Below are 12815 nucleotides of genomic sequence, written 5' to 3' on the forward strand. Positions count from 1 at the left end.
GCTATAAGCTTTAGCTGGCAAACGTTTTCTCTGCTTTCTGCTTCATTATTTACTTCTCTCTAGGCTGATTTTTCTTTTTTTCTACGATTACTGAATCGGTGTTCTAGGAGACTTACTTAAAATAAAAAAAGATTTAAATCCCCGATTTTTGGAAAAATTCGGGGATTTTTGAATTATCTTTCAGGAATCACAGCAATACACTCAATTTCCACCAATACATCTTTTGGCAACCGCGACACCTCTACACAAGCACGCGCCGGCGCTGTGGCTTCCTCAAAATATTTGGCGTAAACTGCATTCACAGCAGCAAAATCATTCATATCCGCGAGGAATACAGTTGTTTTGACGACATTAGAAAATTTAATCCCAGCAGCTTGTAAGATTGCTTGGATATTAGCGAATACTTGTTCTGTTTGCTGTTTTACATCTCCCTCACCCACAACTGTACCGGTATTGGGATCAAGGGCAATTTGTCCAGCTAAGAATAGTAATTTACCAGAAGCGGCGATCGCTTGATTATAAGGCCCCACTGGTGCAGGTGCTTTATCTGTACGAATAACTTGATGAGCCATAGATATGATTACGCCTTAAGTTTGGGAATTTGGGAGCAAGTCTCAGCCTCAGCTTTTGACGATTGGTTACGGACAAATTTTGCATTGTTTAGCCCAATCTCGGACGAATCCCATAATGCCGATAACGCCAATAATCCCGCAAAATGCGATCGTGGTCAAAACATAAATTACTAGGTACAAGCCAAGACTCAAAAACGCCTACACCTTTAGCATCATCTCCGGCTTTTGGTTCTCCCGTTGCTGTCGCCAAAAATACAATACTAATCGTGTGCTGACGCGGGTCACGACTGGGATCAGAATACACTAACAACTGTTCAACTAACTCCACCTGTAAACCTGTTTCTTCTTCCGCTTCCCGCCGCGCTGCTACTTCCACCGCTTCCCCATAATCCACAAAACCCCCAGGAAGCGCCCAACCGAAAGGCTGATTATGTCGCTCAATTAATACTATCGGTCTATGTGATCTATCTACCAATTCAATGATGATATCAACCGTAGGTGTAGGATTTCTATAAGTCATTAGTCATTAGTCATTGGTCATTGGTCATTGGTCAACGGTCAACAGTCATCACTCATCACTCATTACTCATCACTCATTACTTTCACCCTCTCAGATAGCTTTCCAAGGTGGCGTTAGCATGATAGATTCGATGCGTTCACCAACGGTAGGCGATCGCGCGATCGCTCCTCGTATTATTTGAAGTAAAATATGCCTTTTATTAGATCAAGCGGTGTTCTACTGCATCCTACCTCGTTTCCTAGCCGATTTGGCATTGGGGATTTAGGTTTAGAAGCCTACAAATTTATTGATTTCCTGGAAAAGAGCTATCAACAATATTGGCAAGTCTTACCCTTAGGCCCCACTGGATACGGTAATTCTCCTTATATGTCGTACTCGGCGTTAGCAGGAAATCATCTGCTGATTAGCCCAGACAAATTACTAGATGAAGGTTTGCTATCTGAGGAAGATTTTGCTAATCTCCCAAATTTTGCCAACGAAAAAGTAGATTTTGAGCAGGCTGCGCCTATCAAAATTCAACTCCTCAAAAAAGCTTGTGAGAATTTCAAAACAAAAGCATCACCCTTGCAAAAAAAAGGTTTTGCTGGGTTTTGTGAAACTAAAGGCTATTGGCTAGATGATTATGCCTTATTTATGGCGCTAAAGGATACAAAGAATAGCACCAGTTGGCACACATGGGAACCAGAACTAGCGCAACGTGATGCAGCAGCTTTAGAAAAGGTACAGCGTCAACTGACGGATGAGATTTTTTATTACAAATTCATCCAGTATGAATTTTTCCGTCAGTGGTCAGAGTTGAAGAGTTACGCCAATATGCGGGGGATCGAAATTATCGGTGATATCCCGATTTACGTAGCCCATGATAGTGCTGATGTCTGGGCGAATCCTGATATATTTTGTCTTGACGAGGAAACGGGGGAAGTTGCGCTGATGGCGGGTGTCCCACCAGATTATTTTAGTGCTACTGGTCAGTTGTGGGGCAACCCGGTTTATAACTGGGAGGAGTTACAAAAACAAAACTTTAAGTGGTGGGTGCAGCGTTTTGAGGCGATGCTGGATTACGTTGATGTGATTCGTATCGACCACTTCCGAGGATTTGAAGCTTTCTGGGCTGTACCCCAAGGTGAGGAAACAGCTATGAATGGTGAGTGGGTGACAGCACCAGGGGAAGAACTATTTGATGTCATTAAGCAAAAACTGGGTAAATTACCTGTTTTGGCAGAAGATTTAGGGATAATTACACCAGAAGTAGAAGCGCTACGAGATAAGTACGAATTCCCAGGGATGAAGGTTTTGCAGTTTGCTTTTGGTTCTGACCCAGGAAATCCTTTTTTACCTTTTAACTACAGCCGTAATTTTGTAGTTTATACAGGAACTCACGATAATGACACAACTGTAGGTTGGTTTAATACAGCCAATGATTATGAAAAAAACAATCTATTACTTTATTTGGGTTGTATTAGTCCTGAAGGTATCCACTGGGATTTAATTCGCTTGGCTTTGAGTTCTGTAGCGAATCAAGCCATTATTCCTTTACAAGATATTTTGGGCTTGGGTAACGAGGCGCGAATGAATTTTCCTAGCATTGCTGAGGGAAATTGGGCGTGGCGCTATGATTCTGCAACGTTAACAGATGAATTAAGCGATCGCTTCAAGACTCTCACTAAACTATACGGTCGCGCCCCGCAGGAAAAATAGGGTGTAGGGGTGTAGGGTTTTTCATTCCTATAATCCTACATCTCACATTTTTTCTTAATTAAGCAGACTACAAACAGCTTGACTTAAACTGTAATATGAGGTGATAAGTGGGCGATGCAAGATGTTGCCTTATGTCGTTGAATAGTTAAGCAATAATAATCAGCTATGAAAATCTTCACTGCGATTATCGAGCGAGATTCAGATACCAACCTTTATGTTGGTTATGTTCCTGGTTTTTCTGGAGCGCATTCCCAGGGAGAAACTTTGGACGAGTTGCACGAAAATCTCCGCGAAGTAATTGAAATGCTTTTGGAAGATGAAAAAGTAGTATTCAAAACGGAGTTTGTAGGCACACAGCAGATTGTGGTTCAGTGAGTTATGAGCAGTGTTCCCGTTCTGAAGCCACAAGAGGTTGTACGTATTCTAGAAAATTTAGGCTTTGTAGAAGTTCGTCAAAATGGCTCTCACAAGCAGTTTCGCCATCAAGATGGTCGAGGGACAACTGTCCCATTTCATAAAGGGCGTGATGTTTCTCCCAGACTTTTACGACAAATAGCCAACGACATTGAATTGACTCTTGAAGAATTTCTAGAATCGAGGTGAGATATGATCCATCGCTTCAAGACTCTCACTAAACTCTACGGTCGCGCCCCACAAGGTAAGCAGGATAACTAATTCTTAATTAGGGTTTGAGGGTGTAGGGATGTAGGTATTCAACCTACACCCCTATACCCCCATACCCCTATACCCCTTCTACAATCCAGGTTGAGCTGCAATCTTAATTTCTTCCTCTTCACCTAGTTCTCCCATTTTTTTGGCTGCTTGCTGATTGACACTCATCAGCACACCACCAGCATTATTGGTTTTCACAGTTAGTTGTTCTTGGGCTTTCCAAACTCGATGAGAACCTTCTGGTAAAGTTCCTTCAAATTCTGTTTTCCCATCAGCTATGACGCGAATCCACGATGATGCTTTGAGAGTGACACCAATCTGTACGGATTGATGATTTTTCTCTTTGGTGATGCGATCGCTTACAGGTTCAGTTTTAATTAACTTTGGTTGGGAATCGGCTACTGTTTCTTGATTAATCTGTGGTGTATTCTCATTGTCGTTTGCCCGCAGTGCAGCGTTATTTAATAATTGCGACAAGCCACTAACAGAGCAGACGATAACCAGTATGTAAAGTAAGTAAAGATGAATAGGCCGTAATAAGCTAATTGATGGGGATTCGCCTACAGGCTGAAGTTTCTTTTGCTCGGAAACAACAGGGAAATGGCTAGACAATTCCACACCATTAAAGCCAAGTGCATCAGCAAATTGTCTAATCAAACCTTGAATATATATTGGTTCTGGTAAATCGTTGAGATTACCTTCTTCAATTGCTTGCAACAATCGCCGAGGAATTCTAGTGATAGCGACCATTTCTTCTAGAGATAAACCCTTTTCTTGTCGGGAAGCCCATAATTGAGCGCCCAATTCGGCTAGTTTTTCGGCTCTTTGTTGGTCTAACGAAAGTTGCGGTTGCTCATCTTGCTTTCTTTTTAGCCATTTCATGACTTATCTAAACTCCTTACCTCAGCTGAATCTCTTAATAGGATTGAGTGTTAGTTGACAGTTGACAGGTGATAACTCAATATCTCTACGCAAGGGGATTGTGAATGTTGTTCGGTTTCGTAGGGATATGCTTTAACTGTTCTTGCAAACTATGAATCTCTTCGTCTCGAAGAATACGATAATTTCCAGCACGCAATAATGGTTGTTTTGAGGTTTGTAATTGAATTGAACCGATCGCCGTACGATGTAACTTAATGACTGGATATCCCAATTGTTCTGCTACACGGCGAATTTGGCGATTGCGTCCCTCCTGCAAAACGATTTCTAAACGACTTTTTTCCACTAGACTTTCTAGCAAGCTTACCTTGGCTTTGCGGGTTTTTCTCCCATCTAACAGCACACCCTCCCGCCACTTTTCTAGCACTGCTTCCGGGGGATGACCTTTCACTAAAACTTGATAAGTCTTGGGAATACTATGACTGGGATGAGTCAGCTTAAATGTCAAATCTCCATCATTGGTAAGTATTAATGCTCCTGTAGAATCTGCGTCTAGGCGACCAACTGGGTGAAGACCCAAACCCTTACGTAATTCCTCTGGCAGTAAATCTAACACAGTTTTTCTACCCTGTGGATCGTAGCAAGTAGAAACTACTCCGGTGGGTTTGTTTAGTAATAAGTACGTTAGACGGGGATGCCTTTGAGCTGATACTGACTTACCATCAACTGTAATTATATCCCGTTCCGGGTCAACTTTTTGACCTAATTCAGCCAATGTGCCATTTATCTGCACACGCGATCGCCGTATCATTTCTTCTGCCTCCCGACGAGAGGCGATACCCCATTGAGCAAGAACTTTTTGTAACCTAGCCTCCATATTTAACAATTCAAAATACCCTACAGGAAACGCAAGCGCTACAAAATTCAAAACAGCTAGAGTTCGGACAACAGTCCTTTACTCAACCGAGACTGCTTGTTTTTGATTAGGTTTTTAAACCCTTGAATTTACGATAAATTACGGTTGATAATTTTAGAGCCTAAAGAACAATCATAATCTTGGTGTTTTGTAGATATTAGCTATAGATGTTACAGTTAAGGCTTATTTAAAGTTCGCTTGACTACCCAGCAAATACGCATTTATAGAGTGGTTAAATGCCAGAGAATAATTCCCAAACAAGAGGTTTAAACAAAATCCGCATCATTACGAATGTGTTGACCACAGCTTTAAAATTGTGGTTGCGATCGCAAGTCAGTCAAATCTCTGATCTGGAAGTAGAAATAAAAGCCAGCGATCGCCAACTTCTCTCCGGTTGCATTCCCTGGGTTTCTATATTTGCTAGTCATGCCATCTATCAAGGCCTCCATATTACACAAATTAAACTCGCGGCAGAGAATATTCAAATCAATATTGGTCAAGTACTTAAGGGTCAACCCCTGCAATTATTGCAAGTAGTACCCGTAAGTGGTGAGTTAATCATAGATGAGACAGATTTAAATACTTCCCTTTCATCTGGGCTATTATCGACTGCTTTAAATGATGTACTGGATAAACTTTTACCAGAATATTGGTCAAAATCCAAGCATATTCTTTGGCAAAAAATTATTCTGGATCATCAGCAAATCAAACTGAATGCTATCCTAACATCTGCAAGTGAACCTATACCCCTGGAAATTTGCTTACACTTAGACTTACTCAGTGGACAGGAATTGCAATTATCGCAAATTCGAGTTCAACAAAACCAAGTCACCCTATTAGAAGATAGCGATCCGCATAATGTGGATCTTGGCTCAGATGTTGATATACAAGAACTGAAGCTTACCCCTGGACAGTTAGTTTGTCGCGGACAAGTGAACGTTAATCCGTGATGATGGAGTGGGCAGGAGGCAGGGGAAGCAGGGGAAGTAAAGAAGAATGACCACTGACGACTGACAACTGACTATTAGCTAAGTAATGGCAAAATGAGCGTGACGAAATAGTAAACCAAAGGAGCGGTGAAGATATAACTATCTGTGCGATCTAAGATGCCACCATGACCGGGGATCAATTGTCCGGAGTCCTTCACACCAGCATCGCGCTTCAGCATTGACTCAGTGAGGTCGCCTAATAGACTAGCCAAACCAATTAGTAAGCCTAAAATTGTGCCAGTCAACAGAAATTGGGGTAACTGAAGATAAAAAGCACCAGCCAAAGCTACGGCTAGACTAGCACTGATACCAAAAACAGCACCTTCCACTGTTTTTTTCGGGCTGATATCAGACAGACGAGTTTTGCCGAAGAATTTACCGATAGTATATGCACCGATGTCTGCTGCCCAGATGCACAAAAATGTCAGCACTGTAATTTTGAACCCTTGGGGGAGAGAGGCAAAATTTCTTTCTTCGAGAATATCTGTCAAACTTCCTGGCCAGTAGCCCCCTAAAGGTAAATTACTGATGGCTGTGCTACCAATTGACCGTAACCGCACCCAATAACTGGGTAAGTACCCGACATAAAATAGTCCCATAATCGATGCCGAAACATCGGCTATTGTGGCCATTTTCGGTTGAAATAGTAAATAAAAGCAGATAAATGTACCTGCAATGGGCATGACAGCATCAACTAAATTGCTGTCCAAAGTACAAGTAACTAGTAAAACTTGACTAAGGAATAAAGTAGTTTTCGCGGCTGGCAAAATTCCTCTAGTGCGAACTAAATCAAAGTATTCCTGTTGTCCTAAGAAAACAACGATCGCCAGCATGATGGTGAAATACCAACCCCCCAACAGGACAGCAACTAAAGCAAGGGCGATCGCAACAATTCCACTAATAATCCGAGACCAAGGCATAGAAGTATTCGGGGTTGGGTACTGGGTGTGGGGATTGGGGATTGGGTACTGGGGGCTGGGTACTGGGTGTGGGGATTGGGGATTGGGTACTGGGGACTGGGTATTGGGCGAAAATCTTGGAGTAAGTTCGCCCGGAGGGAAACCCTCCTCACGACTTCTCTTCCTGCCTCCCCTGCCTCCCCTGCCTCCCCTGCCTCCCCTGCCTTCTTCTCCCTACTCTCCATCCTCTTCTACTCTTCCTAGTACCCAGTCCCTATTCCCCAATCCCTAGTCTAGTTTCTCACCACTGAGGATAAAAATGGGATCAACTGCGGCAAAGGTTTGAGAAAATCCTCGCGTTTCTAAGCGATTGACTGCGGACTGAACAACTTCAATGTTTCTCGCTTGTAATTGGGAAAAGCTCTGGGAAATAGCATACAAGCTTTCGAGGTTAGCGGCTGTGGCGATAACTCTGCCTGATGATGGTAAATATTGCCATACTGCTTGCAAAATCTCTTGAATCGGTCTTCCTCCCTCAATGCAGACGCGATGAGGAGCAGTTTTAATATTATGTAGACATTCGGGGGCGCTACCTTCGACTATTTCCACATTTTTGACATCAAAGCGATCGCAATTTCGTTTAATTAAATTTGCGACTTCTTCGTCTCGTTCCACAGCAATAATCTGTCCTTTTGGACATAGTAGCCCCACTTCCACAGGAATTGTACCTGTCCCCGCACCAATATCCCATAAAACCGAGTCAGGTTCTAAACGTAGTTGAGAAATTAACAACAGCCTAATTTCTCGCTGGGTAAGGGGGATTCCCGGCAAATGCTCGAAGAATTCATCGGGGATACCAGGGGTAACATAAGGCCAAAGTTGGGAAGGCATAGAAAGATACAATATATTAGGGGTATTAGTTTGTTTAATTTGGCAAGTTATAAACGTAGCGTTATAAGCAATGATTATGCTTGGAGAAATTTTCAACACTCGCTACGAGATTCAACAGCTATTAGGAAAAAAAGCAGGACGGCGGACATTACTTGCTAAAGATGTTGTCACTGGTGAATTAGTAATTGTCAAGCTGCTGGCTTTTAGTAGTGACTTTGAGTGGGATGATCTCAAGCTGTTTGAGCGTGAAGCTGAAACTCTCAAGTCTTTGTCTCATCCCCATATTCCTCAATATTTGGACTATTTTGAAGTAAATTCCCCTACTATCAAAGGGTTTGCCCTTGTACAGAGTTATATCTCAGCCCAAACTTTAGAGCAATACTTACAATCTGGGCGTAGTTTTAGTGAATCTGATATTAAACAAATAGCCACAGCAATTTTAGAGATTCTCATATATCTACATGGGTTGTATCCGCCTGTTATTCACCGTGATATTAAGCCTAGCAATATTTTGTTGGGAGAGCGTTCTGGTAATCATGTCGGTCAGGTATATCTAGTAGATTTTGGTTCTGTACAGACGGCTTTGGGTGCAGAAGGTGGGACAAGGACGGTAGTAGGAACCTACGGATATATGCCCCCAGAACAATTTGGTGGACGTACAGTCGCAGCGTCTGACCTTTATAGCTTAGGAGCAACATTAATTTATTTGGTAACAGGTACTCACCCAGCAGATTTACCCCAAAAAGATTTTCGGATTCAATTTGAGTCAGTAGCTAACCTCAGTCCGGGTTTGACGGCTTGGTTAAAGACGATGACTGAACCCAGTGTGGAAAGACGCTTCAGTTCAGCACAGCAAGCACTCAAAGCCTTAGAAAGTTCACATCTTCCCACTCATAGTCAGTTAGTTATTGGTAAACCAGATTGGAGCAACATTCAACTAACTAAGGATGCAGATTCTCTAGAAATACTGATTCCCCCCGTTGGTTTTCAGCCATCGATGGTATTTATGGGATTATTTGCGATCGCCTGGAATTCTTTCATTTTATTTTGGACAATAGGCGCACTCTCAGCACCTTTCCCCGTTAACATCCCTTTTGCTTTATTCTCCCTGCCTTTCTGGGGTGCTGGCTATTTTATGGCTTACACTTTTCTCCTCAGTTTATTTGGGCGCAACCGGCTACGCTTGAATAGAGAACAAATTACTTTCACCCATGAATTATTTGGTTTTAAATTTCATCGTCCTCGCCCTGTATCAAGAGACAGTATTACCAAATTAGTTTACATATCCAGACATTTAACAAAAGATTCTGAAGGTGCTAAAACTCAAGTACCAGCACAATTAGAGATTTGGGCTGGAGTTCAGAAATATCAACTGGGAACTAACACAGCCATTCAATCAGAAACAGAACTAGAATGGCTAGCCCAAGAATTAAGCGATTGGTTAAATATCCCCATCCAGAGAGAATAATTAGATTAGCAAATGTTTAAAATTTCTGAACCCCTCTGCCCTTGCGTTAAAAAATCAAACTTAACTTCCTAGAAATGCGAGATAAGTCTTAATATCTTTAATAGTTGAGGAAAAAACTTCTAAAATATATATCTCAAGCATACTAGCAACAAGAGATTGTCAGACATCGTACACTTAAAAAGCCAACCGATAATTGCATCTTGCTGTTAATTAAAAAGTTTAAGAGGAAATTGATATGTTATTTGGACTAGGATGGCCGGAAGTCGCAATCATTGTCGTTGTGGCCGTAGTCATATTCGGCCCAAAAAAAATTCCCGAACTGGGAAGCGCACTAGGTAAAACCTTGAGAGGTTTTAAGGAGGAGTTGAAAACTCCTAGTGAGGATACCAACCCGGAAGAAGAAAAATAAGAAATTCCAATTAAGAAGATTCAGCAACGGTCAATAGTGGAGATGGGAATGACCACATCTCTACTATCGACTACAGCAAAGTATTAATTACTGAAGAAGATGCTACGCCATTTTGGTTATCTATAACACTTGTCGAGGGATTTTGTTGCTGTATCTCCTCTTTGACTAATCCACGCAGTTTAATTAACTTAATAGCACGGCTAACGCTTTCTGGTAGGATGACCACCAAACCGTTCGCGGGAGCCATATCCAAGCCCTTGTTAATTGCTTGAGTTTCATCCAGAATGGACTCATAACGAGCATCTGGCTTAACTTGGGTGATGCCTTTGGTAATCAACTCGGAAGCTGAACCCCTTGGTCTGCCTCTGGTATCGTCGTCTTCTTTGACGATGATATAATCAAAAATTTCGGCGGCTAGTTTGCCTAAGGTGACAAAATCTTCGTCACGGCGATCGCCAGGCCCACCGACTACACCAATGCGTTGTCCACTTGTCCAGTTACGTACAAAAGCGCCTACAGCTTCGTAACTAGCTGGGTTGTGAGCATAGTCAACTAAGGCGTGGTAGTTGCCCAAATTGAATAAGTTCATCCGTCCTGGGGTTTGACTCACGGAAGCCCGGAAGGTTCTTAAGCCAGCGCGAATTTGCTCAATGGAGACGTTCTGTACAAAGGCTGCCAAACTAGCGGCTAAGGCGTTAGCAATCATAAATGGTGCGCGCCCACCCATTGTCAAGGGGATTTGTTCTGCCCTTTCGATGCGGTGTGTCCAATCGCCTTTGACGATTGACAGATAGCCATTTTCATAAACGGCTGCTACTCCGCCCTTCTGGATATGCTTCCGCACCAATTCCGAGTCGGGATTCATGGTGAAGTAGGCAATATTGGCTTTAGTTTTTTCTGCCATTGCAGCGACGCGGCGATCGTCGGCGTTGAGTACTGCATAACCATCAGGATACACCGATTCCGCTACCACGCTTTTCAGGTTAGCCAACTGATCAATAGTGTCAATGTCACCAATTCCTAAGTGATCGGCTGCCACATTTAACACTACACCTACATTAGCAGACTCAAAGCCTAAGCCAGAGCGCAAAATACCGCCACGGGCTGTTTCCAAAACTGCAACCTCGACGGTTGGGTCTTGTAAGATGACGTGAGCGCTTTGAGGCCCAGTGTTATCACCAGATTCAACCAAGTAATCACCGATATATGTTCCATCGGTAGTTGTATAGCCTACTACTTTACCTGTTTGCTTGTAAATGTGTGCCAGCAGGCGGGTAGTGGTGGTTTTACCGTTAGTGCCGGTGACGCTGAGGATGGGAATGCGGCCGGATTGTTCGTTGGGGAAGAGCATATCCATAACTGCACCGGCAACGTTGCGGGGAATGCCTTGGCTGGGGGCTACGTGCATTCTAAAGCCTGGTGCAGCGTTGACTTCGACAATTACACCATCTAACTCCCTTAAGGGGCGGCTAATGTCGGTAGTGACGATATCTAGTCCGGCGATATCCAAACCGATAATCTTGACTACTCTTTGGGCTAACCAGACGTTTTCTGGGTGAATTTCGTCTGTCTTATCTACAGCAGTACCACCTGTACTAAGGTTGGCAGTTGCCCTTAAATAACAAATCGTGCCTTTTGGTGGCACGCTGTTGAGTGTAAAACCTGCCCTTTCGAGTAGTTGGTAACTAGTCCGGTCTAGTTCTATCTTGGTGAGGACTTTATCATGACCGTCGCCACGGTTGGGGTCTTGGTTTATTTCTTCTATTAGTTCGGCGATGGTGGAGCGACCGTTACCAATCACATGAGCTGGTACACGTTCGGCAACGGCCACGACTTTACCATCTACCACTAGTACTCTGTGGTCGCGCCCAACGTAATATCGCTCAACAATGATTGACCGGGAAACTTGTCTAGCTGCTTCGTAAGCGGCTTCAGCTTCTTCCCAACTTCTAATATCGATTGTAATACCGCGTCCATGATTGCCATCTAGGGGCTTGATTACAATCGGATAACCGCCAACATATTCAATGGCTTCTTCCAAATCATCCAAGAAATTAATGACTGTACCCCTGGGTACTGGCACGCCAGATGCGGCTAAGATGCGTTTGGTTGCTTCTTTATCGCAAGCTAGTTCTACGCCTAAAATACCCGTTTTATCGGTCATGGTGGCTTGCATCCGCTTATGATTCACGCCATAGCCTAGTTGAATCAAAAAGCGTGCGCTCAGCTGCATCCAAGGGATACCACGTTTCTCTGCTTCTTTGACAATTGCTTCGGTGGAGGGACCCAGGGAAGCATCACGCCATAAATCTTTCAGGTCTTGTATGTCTTGCTCTAGTTCTGCCTTGGGGTATCGACCGCGATCTACAATGCTTTGGCACAACCTGACAGCTGCTCGTCCAGCATAGCGTCCCGCTTCCTCGTTTAAATACTCGATTACTACCTGATAAATTCCGGGTGTGGCAGTTTCACGGGTACGACCAAAGCCCACGTGCATTCCAGCTAATTCTTGGAGTTCTAGGGCTACGTGTTCCACGATATGACCCATCATGGTGCCTTCTCGCACTCTCATCAAAAAACCACCATGACAGCCAGGCGAGCAATAATGACCTTCCAGACTTGGCAGCGCCTCTACTAATCCTTCATAAAATCCGGGGATTTCATTTGATGGCGTCTCGGCAAGGGTTTCCAAATCGAGGCGCATGACGATCAGTTTGTGGCGTCGAATGCTCCAGTAGTTTGGGCCGCGTAAGGTCTGGATCTTGAGGATTCTCATGGGAATAGGTAGATGGAGATTCGGAACCAAAATTCTAGTTTCTTACTGGAATTGATCGCTAAACTGTTCATGAAAAACAGTTTTTATCTTTTTACATGGTATTCCTCTGATTTTTTTACAGCAGGA

At 43.3% G+C, this 12815-nt stretch carries 14 protein-coding genes; 7 read left to right on the plus strand and 7 right to left on the minus strand.

The genetic code is table 11. The annotated features are described in order from the left end of the window. Positions 1-173: 173 nt before the first annotated feature. Both H6G14_RS11200 and H6G14_RS11205 read right to left on the minus strand, forming a co-directional pair. Positions 174-572, minus strand: coding sequence for a RidA family protein (locus tag H6G14_RS11200; RefSeq protein WP_190567491.1), 399 nt, complete (start codon positions 570-572; stop codon positions 174-176). A gap of 88 nt (positions 573-660) precedes the next feature. Further along, a complete protein-coding gene (locus tag H6G14_RS11205; RefSeq protein ID WP_190567492.1) occupies positions 661-1092 on the minus strand; it encodes an NUDIX domain-containing protein in 432 nt (143 codons plus the stop codon). A gap of 13 nt (positions 1093-1105) precedes the next feature. Here H6G14_RS11205 and H6G14_RS11210 point away from each other — a divergent pair, with 13 nt between their 5' ends. The 4 genes from H6G14_RS11210 to H6G14_RS11225 all read left to right on the plus strand — a co-directional run bounded on the left by H6G14_RS11210 (position 1106) and on the right by H6G14_RS11225 (position 3393). Beyond that, entirely contained in the window at positions 1106-1273 is a 168-nt protein-coding gene (locus H6G14_RS11210) for a hypothetical protein (RefSeq protein WP_190567493.1), read from the plus strand. A gap of 8 nt (positions 1274-1281) precedes the next feature. Then, positions 1282-2790: a 4-alpha-glucanotransferase gene (gene malQ, locus H6G14_RS11215; RefSeq protein ID WP_190567494.1), complete on the plus strand. Its 1509-nt coding sequence runs from the start codon at positions 1282-1284 to the stop codon at positions 2788-2790. A gap of 165 nt (positions 2791-2955) precedes the next feature. Further along, entirely contained in the window at positions 2956-3165 is a 210-nt protein-coding gene (locus H6G14_RS11220; RefSeq protein ID WP_190567495.1) for a type II toxin-antitoxin system HicB family antitoxin, read from the plus strand. A 3-nt stretch (positions 3166-3168) separates the two neighbouring features. Next, entirely contained in the window at positions 3169-3393 is a 225-nt protein-coding gene (locus H6G14_RS11225; RefSeq protein WP_190567496.1) for a type II toxin-antitoxin system HicA family toxin, read from the plus strand. 150 nt (positions 3394-3543) lie between these two features. Here H6G14_RS11225 and H6G14_RS11230 read toward each other — a convergent pair whose 3' ends face one another. After that, positions 3544-4344, minus strand: a complete 801-nt coding sequence (locus H6G14_RS11230) for a helix-turn-helix domain-containing protein (protein WP_190567497.1) — start codon at positions 4342-4344, stop codon at positions 3544-3546. A gap of 85 nt (positions 4345-4429) precedes the next feature. Beyond that, the gene (locus tag H6G14_RS11235) at positions 4430-5218 is read right to left on the minus strand and encodes a pseudouridine synthase (protein WP_190567498.1); all 789 of its coding nucleotides are present in this window, start codon (positions 5216-5218) and stop codon (positions 4430-4432) included. A 275-nt stretch (positions 5219-5493) separates the two neighbouring features. Between H6G14_RS11235 and H6G14_RS11240 the strand changes: the two genes are divergently transcribed. Continuing rightward, positions 5494-6207 (plus strand): LmeA family phospholipid-binding protein, encoded by a 714-nt coding sequence (locus H6G14_RS11240; RefSeq protein WP_190567499.1) that lies wholly within the window; start codon positions 5494-5496, stop codon positions 6205-6207. 74 nt (positions 6208-6281) lie between these two features. Here H6G14_RS11240 and H6G14_RS11245 read toward each other — a convergent pair whose 3' ends face one another. Together H6G14_RS11245 and cbiT are read right to left on the minus strand one after the other, a co-directional pair. After that, complete coding sequence (locus tag H6G14_RS11245; protein WP_190567500.1) at positions 6282-7166, minus strand: phosphatidate cytidylyltransferase; 885 nt, start codon at positions 7164-7166, stop codon at positions 6282-6284. Positions 7167-7433: 267 nt separating this feature from the next. Next, on the minus strand, positions 7434-8036 hold the full coding sequence (gene cbiT / locus H6G14_RS11250; protein ID WP_190567501.1) for a precorrin-6Y C5,15-methyltransferase subunit CbiT: 603 nt from the start codon (positions 8034-8036) through the stop codon (positions 7434-7436). A gap of 76 nt (positions 8037-8112) precedes the next feature. On the opposite strand from cbiT, the gene H6G14_RS11255 reads away from it, so the two are divergent. After that, complete coding sequence (locus tag H6G14_RS11255; RefSeq protein ID WP_190567502.1) at positions 8113-9504, plus strand: serine/threonine protein kinase; 1392 nt, start codon at positions 8113-8115, stop codon at positions 9502-9504. A gap of 235 nt (positions 9505-9739) precedes the next feature. Beyond that, complete coding sequence (gene tatA, locus H6G14_RS11260) at positions 9740-9913, plus strand: twin-arginine translocase TatA/TatE family subunit (protein WP_190567503.1); 174 nt, start codon at positions 9740-9742, stop codon at positions 9911-9913. 70 nt (positions 9914-9983) lie between these two features. Here tatA and cphA read toward each other — a convergent pair whose 3' ends face one another. After that, positions 9984-12689: a cyanophycin synthetase gene (gene cphA, locus H6G14_RS11265; RefSeq protein ID WP_190567597.1), complete on the minus strand. Its 2706-nt coding sequence runs from the start codon at positions 12687-12689 to the stop codon at positions 9984-9986. Positions 12690-12815 lie beyond the last annotated feature (126 nt).

It is taken from the genome of Nostoc parmelioides FACHB-3921 (genome assembly GCF_014696625.1).
In the GTDB taxonomy this organism is placed as follows: domain Bacteria; phylum Cyanobacteriota; class Cyanobacteriia; order Cyanobacteriales; family Nostocaceae; genus Trichormus; species Trichormus parmelioides.